This window comes from Amycolatopsis marina, assembly GCF_900111885.1.
GTDB lineage: Bacteria > Actinomycetota > Actinomycetes > Mycobacteriales > Pseudonocardiaceae > Amycolatopsis > Amycolatopsis marina.
In genome coordinates, this window is record NZ_FOKG01000011.1 from 90,470 (window position 1) to 107,210 (window position 16,741).

At 67.6% G+C, this 16,741-nt stretch carries 15 protein-coding genes; 3 read left to right on the forward strand and 12 right to left on the reverse strand.

Features of this window, described 5'->3' with window-relative positions; genetic code table 11:
• Window positions 1-5: 5 nt before the first annotated feature.
• From BM199_RS18820 to BM199_RS18840, 5 genes are all read right to left on the reverse strand, one after another.
• Entirely contained in the window at window positions 6-515 is a 510-nt protein-coding gene (locus BM199_RS18820) for a hypothetical protein (protein WP_218160371.1), read from the reverse strand.
• Complete coding sequence (locus tag BM199_RS18825) at window positions 512-1,975, reverse strand: sensor histidine kinase (RefSeq protein WP_091674573.1); 1,464 nt, start codon at window positions 1,973-1,975, stop codon at window positions 512-514. Before BM199_RS18825 ends, BM199_RS18820 begins: the two co-directional genes overlap by 4 nt.
• Complete coding sequence (locus BM199_RS18830; protein ID WP_091674698.1) at window positions 1,972-2,667, reverse strand: response regulator transcription factor; 696 nt, start codon at window positions 2,665-2,667, stop codon at window positions 1,972-1,974. Before BM199_RS18830 ends, BM199_RS18825 begins: the two co-directional genes overlap by 4 nt.
• A gap of 8 nt (window positions 2,668-2,675) precedes the next feature.
• Window positions 2,676-3,578, reverse strand: a complete 903-nt coding sequence (locus BM199_RS18835; RefSeq protein WP_091674574.1) for a phosphatase PAP2 family protein — start codon at window positions 3,576-3,578, stop codon at window positions 2,676-2,678.
• Between the two features lie 117 nt (window positions 3,579-3,695).
• Window positions 3,696-4,478 (reverse strand): MBL fold metallo-hydrolase, encoded by a 783-nt coding sequence (locus tag BM199_RS18840; protein WP_091674699.1) that lies wholly within the window; start codon window positions 4,476-4,478, stop codon window positions 3,696-3,698.
• A gap of 207 nt (window positions 4,479-4,685) precedes the next feature.
• Here BM199_RS18840 and BM199_RS34970 point away from each other — a divergent pair, with 207 nt between their 5' ends.
• Window positions 4,686-4,811: a hypothetical protein gene (locus BM199_RS34970; protein ID WP_281245719.1), complete on the forward strand. Its 126-nt coding sequence runs from the start codon at window positions 4,686-4,688 to the stop codon at window positions 4,809-4,811.
• Window positions 4,812-5,021: 210 nt separating this feature from the next.
• On the opposite strand, the gene BM199_RS18850 is transcribed toward BM199_RS34970, so the two are convergent.
• The 3 genes from BM199_RS18850 to istA all read right to left on the reverse strand — a co-directional run bounded on the left by BM199_RS18850 (window position 5,022) and on the right by istA (window position 8,245).
• The gene (locus tag BM199_RS18850; RefSeq protein ID WP_245788452.1) at window positions 5,022-5,723 is read right to left on the reverse strand and encodes a GNAT family N-acetyltransferase; all 702 of its coding nucleotides are present in this window, start codon (window positions 5,721-5,723) and stop codon (window positions 5,022-5,024) included.
• Between the two features lie 87 nt (window positions 5,724-5,810).
• Window positions 5,811-6,611 (reverse strand): IS21-like element helper ATPase IstB, encoded by an 801-nt coding sequence (gene istB / locus BM199_RS18855; protein WP_091674575.1) that lies wholly within the window; start codon window positions 6,609-6,611, stop codon window positions 5,811-5,813.
• Window positions 6,612-6,664: 53 nt separating this feature from the next.
• Window positions 6,665-8,245, reverse strand: coding sequence for an IS21 family transposase (istA, locus tag BM199_RS18860; RefSeq protein WP_091674576.1), 1,581 nt, complete (start codon window positions 8,243-8,245; stop codon window positions 6,665-6,667).
• A gap of 514 nt (window positions 8,246-8,759) precedes the next feature.
• Between istA and BM199_RS18870 the strand changes: the two genes are divergently transcribed.
• A complete protein-coding gene (locus BM199_RS18870) occupies window positions 8,760-9,767 on the forward strand; it encodes a PHP domain-containing protein (RefSeq protein WP_091674701.1) in 1,008 nt (335 codons plus the stop codon).
• 41 nt (window positions 9,768-9,808) lie between these two features.
• On the opposite strand, the gene BM199_RS18875 is transcribed toward BM199_RS18870, so the two are convergent.
• On the reverse strand, window positions 9,809-10,834 hold the full coding sequence (locus BM199_RS18875) for a sodium:calcium antiporter (RefSeq protein ID WP_091674578.1): 1,026 nt from the start codon (window positions 10,832-10,834) through the stop codon (window positions 9,809-9,811).
• 48 nt (window positions 10,835-10,882) lie between these two features.
• Window positions 10,883-11,959 (reverse strand): saccharopine dehydrogenase family protein, encoded by a 1,077-nt coding sequence (locus tag BM199_RS18880; RefSeq protein WP_091674579.1) that lies wholly within the window; start codon window positions 11,957-11,959, stop codon window positions 10,883-10,885.
• 100 nt (window positions 11,960-12,059) lie between these two features.
• Between BM199_RS18880 and BM199_RS18885 the strand changes: the two genes are divergently transcribed.
• Window positions 12,060-13,016 (forward strand): helix-turn-helix domain-containing protein, encoded by a 957-nt coding sequence (locus BM199_RS18885; RefSeq protein WP_091674580.1) that lies wholly within the window; start codon window positions 12,060-12,062, stop codon window positions 13,014-13,016.
• Here the strand turns inward: BM199_RS18885 and BM199_RS18890 are convergent.
• Entirely contained in the window at window positions 13,006-14,538 is a 1,533-nt protein-coding gene (locus BM199_RS18890; protein ID WP_143101868.1) for an ABC transporter substrate-binding protein, read from the reverse strand. The two genes, BM199_RS18885 and BM199_RS18890, sit on opposite strands and share 11 nt — an antisense overlap.
• A gap of 58 nt (window positions 14,539-14,596) precedes the next feature.
• Window positions 14,597-16,573, reverse strand: a complete 1,977-nt coding sequence (locus BM199_RS18895) for a hypothetical protein (protein WP_091674582.1) — start codon at window positions 16,571-16,573, stop codon at window positions 14,597-14,599.
• Window positions 16,574-16,741 lie beyond the last annotated feature (168 nt).

Consider the following 16,741-nt stretch of genomic DNA (forward strand, 5'->3'; position numbering starts at 1 on the left):
ACGGGTCACCGGAACGGGAAGCAGGTCTGCGGCTCTCGCGTGTGTCCCCCGCCAGTGACGGTGACCGACACCTGTCCGGGAGGGCTGTAGTCCGGGAACACCGCGACCTCCGCGGTACAGGTGATCTGCTCGATCGCGGTTCCGGACAGGGCGGACACATCCATGTCCAGCGTCACCGTGATCTCCGTTGCCGGTGTCCCTGACGCCACCGAGACGGCCGTCGCGGCGGACGGCACCTCACTGCCGAGCCCCTGCGCGCGCTCCTCCGGGCTCGGTCCCGCCGCCAGCAACGTCAGTGCTTCCGTCGGCGACGGGACCTTCCCGGTCGGCCGCAGCACCGGAGTGAGCTCGCCTGCGGCCAGCAGGTAGAGCTCCGCGCCCTCGGCAGGTCCGCTCGGTGCCGGATTGCCCGTGATCACCCCGCTGGGGCGGACACCGCAACCGGCGACGAGTGCGCCCGTGACGGCCAGTGCGACACCGACGAGCAGCCATCGGCGGACTCCTCCCCCACTCACCGCGCGCTCTCCGGGGCCGCACCGGCTCGCGCGTCTCGCGGCAGGCTGAGGGTGAACAACGCCCCTCCGTCAGGACGGTTGGCCACGACCAGACTCCCGCGATGCGCGCCGTCCTGATGGAGCCGGGCGTTCTCCCACGCGATGGCAAGACCGAGCCCACTGCCCGCCGAGCGCGCCCTGGCCGTGTCCGCCTTGAAGAACCGGCTGAACACGTGGGGAAGGATCTGTTCGTCCACTCCCGGACCCCGGTCACCGACCTCGACGATGATCCAGGCCGGTTCCGCACGCAGCCGAACCGTGACCGGCGGCGCACCGTGCCGCAGTGCGTTGCCGACCAGATTCGCCACGATCACGTCAAGCCTGCGTGGGTCCAGCCGAGCCCGCACGTCCCGCGGCAGATCGAGTTCCACCTGATCCACCCATCCCCGGGAACGCAGGGTAGCGCGAACGGCCGCGGCGACATCGACGTCGTCGAGCGCGAGCGCCGCGGCCCCGGAGTCAAACCTGCTGACCTCGACCAGGTCGTTGACCAGCCTGGTCAGATTGCGTGTCTCCTGGCTGACCAGGCCGGCAGCCGTCGCGACGTCTCCGGTCAGTCCCGCCGCCTCCTCGTCCAGCACATCGGCGACCGCGGTCATCGCGGCCAGTGGAGTACGTAGCTCGTGGGACACGTCGGCCACGAAGCGCCGAGCGTCGGCCTCCATCCTGCGCAACTCGCCGACATGCCGCTCCAGCGAAGCGGCGGTCTCGTTGAACGTGGTTGCCACATCCGCCAGTTCGTCGGCACCACGGACCTCCACCCGGGTCGCCAGTTGCCCTTCGCCCAGACGTTTTGCTCCCCTGCCGAGTTCCCGCACTGGTCGAAGCACCCCGTTCGCCGCGAGCAGGGCCAGCACCATCGCCAGAACCAGGGAGAGCCCGCCGGTCAGCGCCGCCATCGACGCGAGCCTGTTGATGCTCTGTTGTTCGGGAAGCAGGCTCCGGACAGTGAAGACCTCCAGACCCGACGGAGTCGGGCTTCCGTTCGGGTGAGTCAGGTCCAGCCGAGTCCCGATGACCACCGCAGGTTCTCCCCAGTAGGAGACACGCTGCCAGGCAACGCGACCGTCGCGGACCGCCTGACGCAGTTCCGGCGAGATCATGGCTGGTCCCAGTGATCTTCGGGAGGCCCGGTCCCCGTAGACCGCCATCGCGGTGTCGTCTCTGTCCGAAAGGGAGTCGGCGATCTCGTCGAGCCGAACCTGACTCGGTGGCAGGTCGTGCAGCGGGAACAGTTCCTCGACCTGACCGGTCAGCTCCACCACGGCCGTGTCCTGGGCCTTCTGCAGGATCACGTTGCTGGCCTGCACATATATCCCACCCGCGACTCCCGCGGCCGTGATCGCGCCGAGCAGCACGAAAGCGACCAGGAGCCGGCCCCGCAGCCCCCAGTGCAGGCCGGCCCACCGGCGTCGGTTCACAGGGGGCCGAACCGATAACCGAAGCCGCGCACCGTCTGCACGTAGACCGGGGCGCCTGCGTCGGCCTCGATCTTCGCCCGAAGTCGCTGGACGCAGGCGTCGACCAGCCGGGAGTCACCGAGGTAGCCATGCTCCCAGACGGCTTCCAGTAACTGCTGCCGACTCAGCACCCGCCCCGGCGCACCGGAAAGTTCGAGCAGCAATCTCAGTTCGGTCGGAGCCAGCCCGACCGGCGTGCCGTGCTTGCTGACCACCAGTCCGGCCCTGTCGATCGTCAGATCACCGTGTCGTTCCAACTCGGCCCTCGCTCCGACCGGCTGCCGCTGGCCCGCACCGGCTCGTCGCAGTACCGCGCGGATACGAGCCTCGAGGACCCTGGGCTGCACCGGTTTGACCACGTAGTCATCGGCGCCTGCCTCCAGACCCGCGACGACATCCATATCGTCGTTGCGGGCGGTGAGCATGATGATGGGCAGATCGCCCAGTGCCCGGACCCTGCGGCACACCTCGAATCCGTCCATACCGGGAAGCATGAGATCGAGCACCACCACCTCGGCGGACGTCGCGACGATCCGCGCGAGCCCCTGCTCGCCGGTCTCCACCGCGTCCACCATGTGTCCCTGACGGGTCAACGCCAGGTGCAGCCCCGCACGGACGGCCTGATCGTCCTCGATCAGCAACACGCGTGACATGGCGATCACTATCGCAAGTCTGTGGACTGGGCGCCTGCCGAGGGGGTGGCGCCCGGCGCGGGCAGAACGACCAGCGCGGGAACCAGGGTCAGGACCGTGCAACCGCAGGCCGCCAGGACAGCCGCGGCCGCACCGTCCACAGCGGCCAGTGCGGCGGCCGTCCCCACCACGGCGGCACCCGAAACCAGAGCGACAACGGTTCTTCCGGTCGCTGATGCGCTGGCGCGCGGTGTGTCCGCAGATCGACGACGGCCCTGCAGCAGCGAAGCTGCGACACAGGTCACCGCAACGGCCAGTAGGAGCCCACCGAGTACATCACTGAGCCGGTGCCATCCACTGATCATGGTGGCCGCCGAGACGGCCGCGACACCTGCGACACCCGGAACGGCCAGCCACCATCGCAGCGGGGGCGCGACCACGAGCACGAAAGCCAGCAGCAAGCTCGCGGCGGCCGTCACATGACCACTGGGGAAGCTGTTGTGTGTGGTCGAACTCGCCACCCCGAGGTCCGGACGCGCCAGCACCAGCTTGAGCACTCTCGCGGCAGCCACCGAGCACAGCACCACCCCGATACCGGCCACCCCGGTCAGGAACCGTCTGTTCCATGCCGTCACCACGAGGAGCGCGACGAAGATGGCGGCCATGAAGGACAGATCGCCGAAAAAGGACAGAACCGTTCCCGCGGGTTCGGCCAGGGCGGTCTCCTGCGCGTAGCCCCCACCGCGCTCGGCGCGGGGCAGGAGTTCACCGTCCAGTCGCTGCCCGGCACGTGTCCAGACGAACACGACGCAGGTGAGCACCAGAGCGAGGAGACATCCGCCGCCCAGCCCGGCCAGTCGTCCTCGTGGTGGGCCGGCGGACCGGTGCGTCGATCGATGCGCGTTGACAGCGTTCGGCGAGTTCGAGGCCACCTGCCGATGATGTCTTCCGCAGATGCGCACACTGTTCGCCGAATGTCATGGTTCTGTCACAGTCATGCCGCGTCAGTTGAAGAAGGCATGGCGCAGGACCGCCACGCGCTGATCGCGCTAATCCGCGACGTGCCTCAGATACCGCCGCGCCGAACGCTGGACGATCTCGTGCCCGTTCGCGGGAATCACCGCGTCCCACCAAGCGCCGTAGATGGCATCGAATCGGTAGGGCTCCAGCAAGCGTGCGGCCGCACGGACCACACTCGGTCGTTCCGGGATCAGGTTGGGGTAGCTGTACATGAAGCCGACGTGGGTCCGGTCCGGGATGACCTGGACGATGTCGCCGGTCAGCAACGCGCCCCTGCCCTGTTCACCCGCGCTCCAGTGCAGCACGGTCCCACCTGCGAAATGCACGCCGAGGTTGATCAAAGTCAGGTCTTCGGCGAGCCTGCTGGTGCGGCCGCTCCAGAACTCGACGGCCGGATCAGGGCGGCCGACCCACTGCCGATCGTTCTCGTGCAGGTGAATCGGCACTTCGAAGGCACGACTCCACTCGATCATCGTCGTGTAGTAGTGCGGGTGGCTGATGGCGATGCCGGTGATCCCGCCGAGGTCCTCGATGGCGGACACGAGATCGTCGTCGAGATAGTCGACGCAGTCCCACAGGATGTTGCCCGATCCGGCCCGCACCAGCAGCGCCCGTTGCCCGATGGCGAACGAGGGCTGGCTACCGATGCCGATGACGCGCTCGCCCTCCTCCTCGATCCGCCCGGTGAAGTCGCCCGCACGCAACGTCTCCAGGTCGGTCCACTGCTGACCGGCCCTGGGAACGTATTGGCGCTCGTCCTCGCAGACCGGGCAGTCGGTTCGCGCCTCGGCGTACTGCATCCCGCAGGCCATACAGATGGGCAGGTGATCGGTCACGGTGAACCCCCAGGCTCGTTCTCTCGAGTGTCGTCGTGCATGTCAGATTAATGCCGATCGGTGTTGTACCGGACGTCTGATTTCGGCAAGTTGAGTTGGCCCCGGTTCGGCACTCTGATCTGGCCCCACCTCGTTCGGGTGTTTGTGCTACTCGAGTGCGTGCCTGCTGGTGAGCATGGCGTGGTGAGCGAGCGTGAGCCAGGCCCGGTGGTGACCCTGGTGTGGACGCTGGACGAGGTGTTCGTCGGGTTCGCGGGCCGGCCAGTTGAGGTGGTTCGCGAGCAGCTGGAGGATGCCTGCGAGATGTAGACCTGCCAGCTGGATGAGGACACGTTGGAGGTGTACGCGGCCGAGATCGCCGCAGTTGAACGTGTCGAGATCGACGCGAGAACGATCCGCCTCCCGCCGGCCGGGTCAGTCGAGTTCAATTGGCGCGAGGCGCCGTTCTGAGCTCAGTAAGTGGCCAGTTGAGATTTCTCCGTTGGCGGCGAGTTAGCGGGACTATCTGGCCGCCAGGAGTCACGGAGCGTCAAGACCGAGTAGAGGCAGACACAGGGCAAGCCCCTCTATGCGGACCGGGACAGTGCGCTGCTGCTCCCAGCTTGCCCGGGTCAGGCGTAGCCGATGCTCAATCGTCAACCGCCCGCTGACGGCGCGCCGGTGAACGCCGTCAGGTTGGTAGCCAAGTTTGCGGGACACGGCACTGGAGGCGATGTTGTCGTCGAATGCGGCTGAGATCGCTTCTTCGGCGTGGAGCCCGGCGAACGCAAGGTGGAGTACCGCGGCGCGCATCTCGGTGCCGATTCCCCGTCCCTGGTGGGGCTGCCCGACCCATGAACCTGTGCGTACTTCCCGTGTGATAGCCAGGTTATGGGCGCTGATGCTCTGCTGCCCGACGACGACGCCGCTATCAAACACGGCGAGGTCGAGCGACCAGTCCTGCGGGGTCCAATTACCCAGCTGCTGCCAGTGGTGTTGGACGACACTCAGTGCGACCTTGGCCGGTGGTTGGTCAGTCCAGGGCACGATGAACGGCATGGCATCCGCGTCGTGGACGCCGCGGGCCGCAAGATCGGCCAGAGCGCCGAGTTCCTCGGGCGAAGGCAGACGCAGTTCCAGTCGTGGCGTCGTCAGTCGCAGTCCAAAGAGAGGGAAGTGGTCGGCAAGCATGCCGCCATCCTGCCCGCTGACCAGGAATGGCTCATCCCGTTTCCTGATCATGTGGACGACTCCTCCACGAGGTTACAGCTACGAGGAGTGGCAACTCACCTGACCATCCGCGAGAGTTTGCCCTGGCCGCCGACAAGCTCAGCTGGCCCGGTTGACCCGGCGGCGTTTGGTGGTGCGCAGCCGGAAGGACTCGGTGCCGGTTTCGATGATGGAGGCGTCGAACGTCAAACGATCAACGATCGCGGCGCAGAGCCGCGGGGCGGTGAAGGTGCGAGCCCATTCGCTGAAGGCGGAGTTGCTCGCGATCGCGATGCTGGAGCGTTCTTCCCGCTCGGTGAACACCTGGAACAGCAGCTCCGCTCCGCGCCGATCGAGTTCGAGATAGCCCAGCTCGTCCAGGCAGAGCAAGTCAACGCGGCCGTAGCGGGCGATGGTCTTGGACAGGTGCTTGTCGTCGGCGGCCTCGACGAGCTCGTTAACCAGCGCGGCGGCGGTGACGTAGCGGACCTTGAACCCGGCCTCCGCCGCGGCGGTGCCCAGCCCGATGAGCAGGTGGGATTTGCCGGTGCCGGAGTCCCCGATCAGACAGACCGGCTGCCCGGCGCGGATCCAGGCGCCTTTGGCGAGGGTGTGCACGAGGGCGGGCGTGACGTTCGGGTTCGCGGTGAAGTCGAAGTCCTCGACGCGTTTCGTGCGCGGGAAGCCCGCCTGTTTGACCAGGCGCGCTTTGCGGCGGACCTCGCGATCCTCGCACTCGATGAACAACAGCTCGGACAGGAAGCTCTTGTAGGTGGCCTGCTGCCGGGCCGCGGCGGCGGCCTGGTCGCCGAAGCGGTCACGGATGGTGGGCAGCCGCAGGATCCGGCAAGCCTGCTCGATCGCGGCGTCGGCGGCTTCCTCGGTGAGCTGGTCCCGGCCGCGGGCGGTGGTGCGGGTCATGACGCGTTCCCTTTCCTCGGACTGTTGCTGAGCAGCTGGTCGTAGGCCTCGACCTACGGCGGCGTGGGGCGGGAGTCCGGCGGCAACTCCGCAGTGCGGCGGCGCTCGGGCAGCGACACGACCTTGCTGCGGCTGCGTTGCGGCCGCGGTAGCGGCTCGGCGGTCATTTCTCCGGCTGCGGCGGTGTGCTTGCGGGCCTCGATCGCGACGACGTCCAGCGATACCGACCCGGCCGCCAACGTGATGCGGAGCCCGGCGATCACGTGCGCGTGGCTCATGCGCCGGTGCAGCAGCAGAACCTCGATCAGCAGCCTCGTGCCGGCCTGGTCGCCGTGCTTGGCCCGCGCGGCGGCCCAGAACGCGTCGTGGGTGGCGGTGAACCAGCCCTTCTTCCGAGCGTGGACCAGCGCCGTCGCTCCGCGCAGCGCACCAGGTTTGCCGGCCAGGACCTCGAGGTAGTGGTCCAACACCAAGTGCTGCCCGCCTTTGGTGGTCAACCGCGGATGCCGGGCGACCTCACGCGATCCGTGCAGCACCACCAGTTCCTCCGCGCCGAGCTTGGCCCGGACCGTTTGCCCGATCAGCCGGGCAGGCACCGAGTAGAGCGCCTGGCGGACAGTGATCCGCGCGTAGCGGTCCACCCGGGGTGTCGTGGTCAGCGCGATGTCGAAGTCGTCCACCGGTAACGGCGCCAGCAGTGGTGCCTCAACGGCGAAGTCCTGTCCGATCGTGGTCACCCGCTGGTCGATGTGGCGGGCGTCCTCGACCTGATCCGCCGCGGCGAGTTTGTCGTTGATGCCGGCCAGCCCGGAAATATCGGCGATCTTCGGGACCGGGACGAACCAGCGGCGCCGGAACCGGCCCCCTTCGCCCTCGACGCCACCCTTCTCGTGAGCGCCTTCTTTGCCTGGCATGCAATAGAAACTGGTGACTCCGTAGGCGGACTTGAACAGGACCCACCGGTCCGTCTCGACGCGTGAGCGTCCAAAGCAGACCCTGCGCACCGCGGAGGAGAGGTTGTCGTAGCGGATCTCGCCTGCCGGGACGCCGCCCAGTTCGGTGAACGCGGCGACATGACCGGCGAAGAACGCCTCCTGGCCTTGCGAGGAGTAGACGCGGTGAATGGCCTTGCCAGAGAACGACATGCGCAAAGTGAAGAGGAAGCACTTCGTGTCAACACCACCGACGTTGACCCAGACCTCGGCGAAGTCGACCTCGGCGTCCTGGCCTGGAAGATGTGTCTGCGGAACGAACCCATCCATCACGCCTGCCCGGTTCCTGGCTTCCAGCACGATCTCCGGGCGGCGGCCTGCGACGTACTTCGAGACTGTTCGATACGCGATCGTCGCGCCGTGCTCGTCGACCAGTCGCTCCCAGATCCGGTGCGCGGTATGCCGTTGCTTGGGCGGCGCCTCCAGATCCGCTCGCAGCATCTCGTCCATCGCACCGCGAAGCGGTCCTGTCACCGGCGAGGACCGGGCCGGCGTCTTCCGCGGCGGCGGCACCGCCGAGCCGAGCGCCTGACGCACCGTCCGGCGATGTACCCCGTGCCGGTCAGCCAGCGCCCGGACCGAGAGCCCTTCCACTCGGGCATCTCGCCGGATTAGCGCGAACAACTCCACCCTCGACACCATTCCGGCTCCCACGCGGACGGCCCCTCACTGGCACTGTCCACCCAGGACCCTCAACTCGAGCCACCGACTCGCACATCACGAGCAGGAGTTCGCCCGATCGGTGGGGCCCACTAACGGTGCCGAACCGGGACCAAATAACGATGCCACGGCCGGACGTCGACAGGGCGCGCACCGTTGATGTTGACCAGCAACGTGTAACCGACGTCGTCGCCGTGATGAACAGGCGGTTGCGCTTGGAACCGCCGAAACACAGGTTCGACACCACCACTCGGTGCCGAGGTCGGACTGTCCGCGGCATCGTCGCGGGCACTGCGTCGCTGCTGCTCAAGGTGCGCACCGCTGACACGGCTGCTCCAGGCGGCACTGAAAGACGTCCGCGACATCGCCGGTGTGTCCGGGACGAACGCCATCGTGGTGCTCGAAACCTGCTTCGAACGGCCGGCGAACCCCGGGTGAGGCGATGTCCGGCACGCCGCTCGGCCGCCGCCTAGAGTGATTCATCATGGGTGCACCACTGGATCCGGCGCGCACGCTGCGGTTGGTCGCTTTTCACCTGGAGAGAGCCGGTGAACCGACCTACCGGGTGCGCGCGTTCCGGCGTGCTGCCGCGACCGTTGAAGGGCTGCCCCAAGGTGAGCTCGGCGACCGGATCCGGGCGGGAACACTGACCGAACTGCCCGGCATCGGCAAGGTCACCGCCGCCGTGATCACCGAAGCAGCGAGCGGATCCGAGCCGGAGTACCTGCTGCGCGTTCAGGAACGCGCGGCCGAACCCGACGGCGGGCAACTGCGAGCGGCGCTCCGCGGCGACTGTCACACGCACTCCGACTGGTCCGACGGCGGTTCGCCCGTACGGGAGATGGCAGAGGCGGCACGAGAACTGGGCCACGACTGGATGGTGCTCACGGACCATTCGCCCCGGTTGACGATCGCCAGGGGCCTGTCCATCGAACGACTGCGCCAGCAGTTGGACCTCGTCGCCGAACTGAACACCACGCTCGCGCCATTCCGGATTCTCACTGGCATCGAGGTCGACATCCTTGCCGACGGCACGCTCGACCAGGACCCGGACCTGCTCGCATCACTCGATCTGGTGGTCGCCAGCGTGCACTCGGCACTGCGGATGCCCGCCGGTGAGATGACCAGGCGAATGGTCAGTGCCGTCAGCGACCCGAACGTCGACGTGCTCGGCCACTGCACCGGCCGGATCGTCACCGGCAAACGTGGCCGACCGGAGTCCGCTTTCGACGCTGACACGGTCTTCCAGGCCTGTAAGGAAAACGGCGTCGCCTTGGAGATCAACTCGCGTCCGGAAAGGCAGGATCCGCCACACCGGCTGCTCCGGCTCGCTGCCGAGGCCGGCTGCCGATTCGCGATCAACAGCGATGCCCACGCTCCAGGACAGTTGGCCTGGCAGTCGTACGGCTGTGTGCGCGCCGCCGAGTGCGGTGTCGGCCCGGACCAGGTCATCAACACCTGGTCCGCCGACCGGCTGACACACTGGACGACAGCACGGCGGTAGGGAGCAGTAGCGCTTCCCCGCCGCCAGCTCGGACCGCGGGCTCAGAAGGCGAGGGCCAGTACGGCGCTGACGTAGATGGCGGCTAGCAGGATTCCGTCGAACCCGAGTCGCCACCAGCCGCGCCGTTGTCTCACCAGCAGCCCGCCCAGCAGCACGGCGGTCATGAGCAGCGCCGCTGTGGTGAGGAACAGCTGGTCGGTGCCCGCGGCATGATAGAGGCTGCCACCGCCGAAGGCCACGTCACCGACGACGAGGTTGAGCGCGTCGAGGCAGTTGCCGCCGATGACAGCGGCGACGGCGAGAGTCAGTGCACCCCGGCGCACCGCCGCTATCGCGGCCACGGTCTCCGGCAGCGCATTGACCAGCCCCATGAACACACCGCCCACGAAGCCCGCGTTCAGGCCGGTGGCGACAACGAGACTTTCCGCAGCTCGTGCGACCGCCCAGCCGCCGACCACGACCAACGCCGCGATACCGGCGAACTCCAGGCCCAACGAACCAGCGGTTCGGCTGCCGAACTCGTCCTGTTCCGCCGGGTGGTCGGCGCGCGTCTCCCGTGTCGGAACCGCCCGCCACATGGGCTCCTCCTGCGCCTGGATCAACCGGAGCCCACCCAGGTAGAGCGCGACCATGACCAGCGACACCGGATGCAGACCCAGCACCGTGACCTCAGGGCTGAACGAACCCAGCAGCGCGGCACTGAGCAACACGATCAGCAAGGTCCCGAACAGCAGGTTCTGTCCTGACGCGGCGGCGTGTTCCAGATTGACCCGCCGATACGTGAGATCGGCGGCCACGATCGCCAGGGTCTGCACCGCGATCCCGCCGACCGCGTTGCTGTAGGCCAGCTCCGGCTGGCCGGCGGCGGCACTGACGCCGGTCATCACGATGCCGGACAGTGAGGTGACCAGGCCGAAGAACACCGCTCCGAAGAACGCCTCGCCCCAGCCCGTCCGGTCGGCCAGGGTGTCCCCGAGGCCGACCAGCCGAATGCTGAGCAACACGGTCAGGGCTCCCGCCGCCGCGAAGACGATGGCGGCCCAGCCCAGCGGCCAGATTCCGGTCACGCAGCTCCCACTGCTCGCCGCGGCAATTCTGAATAGCTCATGATCTGGTCAGTGTCCCGCGGCCACGGAATCCTCGCAGCCCAGCGGTCGGCGTGCCTGGTGTGGTTCCAGCGTGACGTGCGCGGCCAGCGCGCGGAGAAAGTCGGGTGCGTCGAAGAGTTCGCCCGCGGAGGCGACCCCCGTCGTCCTCGTCTGTCCGCAGAGGATGCGGTGGACCGCTTCCACCGCGAGCGGTGCGCTGACGGCGTAGATGTCCTGGCCGCGGGCAATGGTGCGTCGTTCCACGTCACCGGACCGTACGATGACGTCCACGACAAAGGTCTGCGCCGACCGGCCGCGCTCGTCGACGGCGACCGGCGCGGAGGCGTCCGAAGTGGATACTTCCCTGGCCGCGTCGGCCGTCATGTACGTGCATACCTCAGGAATGGACAGGTGACTGGGGATGGTGACGACGTCGGCCATGGTGAACTCGCCGATCACGGTCCGGACCCCCATCGGTGCGGGGAAGGGCCACTGCAGCGTCGGCGGGCTGTCATCCCGGTACTCCAGCCGCCCGCCGCTGTAGCGGACACGCCGGCCGGCGCGCCGCTGCCGGGAGACAATGCCCGCGGCGCGGGTTCCGGCCGTGGGATGCCAACTACTCAGCCCGTACGCGATGTGCGCCTCGTCAGCCGCCGTCCAGTCCCCCATGGTCGCGGTGGCAAGCAGGTCCCCGAGACCGCCGTAGAAGGCCATCGCGGGAAGCACGACCGTGCCCGCGCCGCGAGCACGGTCCCCGAAGTGCGCGAACGTGTCGATGTTGGCTTCGATCTCGGCCGCCACATCCACATAGGGGATGCCGGCTCGTAGCGCCGCCTCGATCACCGGGGCCGCGGTGTCGGCGAACGGTCCGGCGCAGTTGATCACAGCCGCAGCACCGTTCAGCGCGCTGTACAGCGAGGCAGGGTCGTCGACCGAGGCCGGCCGCACATTGAACCCTGGAAAGGACTCCGCCAGCGCACGCAGTTTGCCCGCATCGCGCCCGGAGAGGAGGGGGACGAACCCACGATCGACCAACTCGGCCGCGACAAACCGCCCCGTGTGCCCGTAGGCGCCGAACACCATTACTGGCTGACCCGATTCCATCAGTGCTCCCCAGTTGCCCGAATATCTGCTGTGGACAGCCTGCCGACGTCGGCAACCCGCTGCCAGTGTCTGAAACGCCACGTCACGTACAATTTCGGACATGAGCACTGTCGCGCTGGCCGTTGCCGACGGAATGTTGCACTTCGAGGTGGCCGTGGCGTACGAGGTCTTCGGAACCGGTATTTCCGGCGCGGCCGACCCGTGGTACGACGTTTCCGTCTGCGGCTCGGGCTCCGTCCGGATCGGCCGGTTCCGGCTGGAGGCGGACTGCGGACTCGACCAGCTGGCACGGGCGGATACGGTGATCGTTCCCGCGTTGGCCGATGTCGACGATGATCCTCCCGCCGACCTGGTCGAGGCCGTGCGCGTCGCCCACGATGCGGGCGCCCGGGTCGCCTCCCTCTGCACCGGCGCGTTCGTCCTCGCCGCCGCCGGTCTGTTGAACGGTCGGCACGCGACCACTCACTGGGCCCATGCCGAAGCACTCGCCACCCGCTATCCCGGCGTGGAGGTCCACCCGGACGTGCTCTACGTGGACAACGGCACCGTCCTCACCTCCGCGGGTAAGGCAGCCGCGATGGACCTTTGCCTGCACCTGGTCCGCTCCGACCACGGCTCGGCCGTCGCCAACGCCGTGGCCCGTCGTCTGGTCGTGCCCCCACACCGGGCCGGTGGCCAGGCGCAGTTCGTCACCGCCCCGGTGCCCGCAAAGGACACTCATCCCCTCGCCGAGTTGATGCCCTGGGCGACCCGACGGCTCCACCAGCCGCTGACCGTCGAGGATCTGGCCCGCCGCGCGAACATGAGCTCGCGCAATCTGGGGCGCCACTTCAGGGCGGTGACCGGCACCACCCCACTGCAATGGCTGCTTACCCAGCGGATCCGCCGTGCCCAGGAACTGCTCGAGACCACCGGCGACAGTGTCGACACCATCGCCGAAGCCACTGGCATGGGCACCGCCACGACGCTGCGTCGGCACTTCAATCGCACCGTCGGTGTGCCCCCGGACGCCTACCGCCGCACCTTCCGCGGCCACAACCAAATGCTCAGCCCGTGACGTGGTAGAGCTCGCCGGTCTGCCGCGAAGGGCTGCCCGGTGCGCGGGGATAGGCAAGTACCGGCACCGGTTTACCCAGTGGTGTCCCCGCACCGGTTGCCTGCTTGCTGAAGCTGAGTTCGCCACTGGCACCCTGCACGGAGTACAGCGTGTTGATATTGAGCAGTTGTGCCCGCACATCGTCGGCCGTCGGCGCCGATGCCGATCCCAGCGGGGCGGCGATCCGCACGGCCTGCGCGGCGGTCAGCAGCGCGTCGTGCATCATGATGGCACCGCCGTCGTCCAGGTGTTCCTCGGCGAACTGGGCAAGCTGGAACGCCCTGCGGAAGTCGCCGTAGTGTTCTGGCGTGCCTTCCGCCGCCGGGTTCGCCCGCCAGCCCTCGGCATCCACCGTAGACGCCGAAAGCACCGTGATCTTCGCTTCGGCCAGCTGATCTTCCTGCCCTTTGAGCAGTGCACCGAGTTCCAGGCCCGCCGTCAGGATGACCAGCGGAGTGTCAGCGCACGTGCGGAACTCGAGCGACTCGATGAACGCCCCGAGGTCCACTTCCCTCCCAGCGAAGAGAACGGCCTGCAACCTCTGCGCCGCGGAGGCACAGATGTTGGCCCTGACGTTGCCGAAGAGGTTCACATCCCCGCCTGCGCCACCGGTGCTGCCGGTGAACTGCTGGGTGGGAAACTCCATGATCTCGGCCATCTGCCGTTCGAACTCCTCCTCGAGGGAACGGGTGTAGAGATCGGCCCCGGAGTCCGAGTTGGCGTCCCGGACCATGATGGTCGAATCGATACCGGCGGCGTCCGCATGGCGTCGCAACGCCTCCACGTAGTGCCGATTGCTCGGCGAGGTCTTGATCAGACCCGGAATATGCTCGTACTCCAGATCGTCGGCGGTCAGATAGGCGCCGACCATCGGGATGTCGTTGGCCGACAACTGCTCGGCCTGCCACTTCGTTCGTTCGGTGCTCACGCCCAGCCCGATCACCGCCACGAGTGGGTTCTCCTGGTCGCGCAGATCCACGAGCTGCTCGACAACGCGACGGGAATGCTCATCACTGGTTCCGGAGTTGGCGAGGACCAACTCGATCTGCGGATTCGGATCGCCGGACACCGGCTCGGTGTTCACCCGCCGCAGCGCCGTGTAGGCGCCCTCGAGACGGTTTCGCACCTGTGCGATGGGGAGACCGCTGTCGTCGCTCGGCGTCAGTGGATCCAGCAGGGCAACGGTGACGTATGCGGGTGCTTCGCGACGGACCCTGGCGTTCTCCTCTTCCAGCTTTCCCTGGACGTCCGCGAGGTCGGAATGGAACACATAGGAACCATCGGTTACACCAACGCACTCCCCATCGAGTTCCGTCACCCCAGAACCGAACGATCCACAGACACTGAGCAGAGTGACACCGCCCCAGATGCCACTGCCGATCAGTACCAGCACCGCGCCGAGCACGACCAGCCGTCGCCGACGGCGACGTCTGCGCACGGTCCACGTCTCCGGCGGGACTATTCCGCGCATTCCGTCCGTCACTCGTTCCTCCCTTGTGGACCTCGAAAGCGGTGATGCGTCCGTCCGGGGATGCTTGGCATCAGTCCCACCACTCCGCCTCACGGCGGTGCTGCCGCGAGGCCTCGAGGAACACCGCGTGCGGACCGCCGGGACACAACCGGGACACGTCGGAGTAGTCGTCCGCGATCTGCAGATGCAAGTCGCGGCACCGGCTGTCGGTGAACGGGTTGGCCGCGATCTGCAACGCCACAACGAGCCGGGCCATCGAGGCCAACGGCTGCTCGACGTCGGCCGAGGCGACCGTCTCCCGCACCTGCTCGATCGGGGCCGAACTCCCGCGTGGCACGTACGGCGCCTCGGTCACCGACGTGAGCAACGTGAACCAGGAACCACTGTCGAGCTCATCCAGCCGTTGCCGCAGTCGCCCTGTCACGAAGGCCACTTCACCATCCGCCAACGCGTGATGGAGGTCGCCGGCCTCGTCTGCTGCCGCCCGGCAGGCAAGCCGCAGCCTGGCGTGCGCGCCGGACCAGCTCACCGGAAACCCGTCGGCTCGTGTGGCCAGCCTGCGCGCCAGTAGCCGGCGCAGAAGTACCACTCCCGCTGACTCTTCTTCGGGCCACAGGATCGGGTCGAGCACCTCCTCATACCCGGCCTGGCCACTCACCAAAAGGCCGTCCTGCCCGGCCAGCAGGAGGGCGTACTCCCTGTCGCGCGCGGCCGCGCAGGTTTCGAGGTCTCGCAGCGACGCGTCCGACATGCCGACCAGCAGCCGATCCAGCAGCTGTTGCTCCACAGTGGATGAACGGATGGTGCTTGTGGACGTGTCGGCGAACCCGAGTATCGCCTCGGGATCGATCCACTTCTCCGGTGGCATCCTCACGATGGCATCCAGCACGATGCTGGTGGATGCCGGGTGCCCGCCGGTGACCCGATGCAACATGCGCGTGATCCGCTCGTTGACCCCCCAGGCCAGCGCCACGTCGGCGATCGCGCGGCCCACTTCGTCCAGAGACAGTTCACGGAGCCGGTACCGCAGCCACCAGGAACGTGACCACTCGGCGTCGCGGACGTCGTTCGTGTGCCGGAGTTCTTCGGCGTCCACCGATGCCTGGTCGCTGTCGGCGACGTCGGTGAGCAGGCCACCGCGGCTGGTTGCCACGACGGTCAACGGGTCGGCGTCCTCCTGTTCGCCCGCGGCCCGCTGACGTCGTGCGCGGACAAGTTGGTGCAGGAACCGGCGGCCCAGCTCGTTGTCGGCGTTGTCGAGCAGCACCACGCAGTTGAGCGTGCGCTCGTCGGCCCGTCGGCCACGCCCGAACTCCGCACGCAGATCAGCCAGGAACGCGGCCCACAGCAGTTCGTCGATCCGTTGCCTGTTGTCCTCGGACGCGTAGTCGGTGGCCCACCTGTTGAGGTCGACCAGGACGTCGATCGGATCGTTGAGCAGGCCGAGATCGCGGTGGCCGTACCAGTTCTGATAAGCGCCCAGCACGAGCCTGCGCCCGGGGGACAGCCCGGCCATCCACTCCAGTCCGAGTTCGAGCAGCCGCGCCGGTGGCTTGACCGGCACTCCTGCGCTGGTGCCCATGTTGACCAGCACACTGCCAGCGGTTTCGACGAGGAACTCGCGGATGGCATCGAATCCACGGTGCCGCTGCAACGCTTCGACCACCTCCTGCCGAGCCCGGTTGTGGTCGGTCAGGTCCAGATCCAACGACATGACCAGCTGTCCGACGATGAATCGCGGAAACTGCAATGCGTCGTAACGCGGGTACTTCCGGCTGAGATCGAACGCGATCGCGGACAACAACTGGGAAACAGAAGCATGGCGATTGCTCTCGACGTCCACGTTCGCGTGCGGGACCCGCTGATCGAGCAACGCGACCAGCGCGTTCAGCAGTGCGGTCTTGCCCGCGCCCCGAAAGCCCTCCACCACCAGGACCGGAAACCAACCGCTGCGCAATCCGCCCTGCTGGTCCTCCCTCGTCATGAACTCGCGGACGAGTTCGATCACGTCCTTCAAGCCGTACACCCGACTGCTGCCGACCGACACGCGGCCACACCTCCAGCGAGCGTGACGAGTCACTTCCCCAGCACGCCCGGGGTCTCATCGTCCCGGAACGCGGCCCCGCCTCCACACGACGCCGAGGACTTCGTCACTTCTCTGATTGGTCGGGCAGTTTAGTCAGCAGAGCGCGCGGATGTGGGATCTCGGCGGGAA

Excerpts from the sequence above, each read along its gene's own strand:
- istA (WP_091674576.1), bottom strand. The coding sequence starts at position 8,245 with ATGGTGTCGAGGGTGGAGTTGTTCGCGCTAATCCGGCGAGATGCCCGA.
- BM199_RS18850 (WP_245788452.1), bottom strand. The coding sequence starts at position 5,723 with ATGATCAGGAAACGGGATGAGCCATTCCTGGTCAGCGGGCAGGATGGC.
- istB (WP_091674575.1), bottom strand. The coding sequence starts at position 6,611 with ATGACCCGCACCACCGCCCGCGGCCGGGACCAGCTCACCGAGGAAGCC.
- BM199_RS18880 (WP_091674579.1), bottom strand. The coding sequence starts at position 11,959 with ATGGAATCGGGTCAGCCAGTAATGGTGTTCGGCGCCTACGGGCACACG.
- BM199_RS18830 (WP_091674698.1), bottom strand. The coding sequence starts at position 2,667 with ATGTCACGCGTGTTGCTGATCGAGGACGATCAGGCCGTCCGTGCGGGG.
- BM199_RS18840 (WP_091674699.1), bottom strand. The coding sequence starts at position 4,478 with ATGGCCTGCGGGATGCAGTACGCCGAGGCGCGAACCGACTGCCCGGTC.
- BM199_RS18885 (WP_091674580.1), top strand. The coding sequence starts at position 12,060 with ATGAGCACTGTCGCGCTGGCCGTTGCCGACGGAATGTTGCACTTCGAG.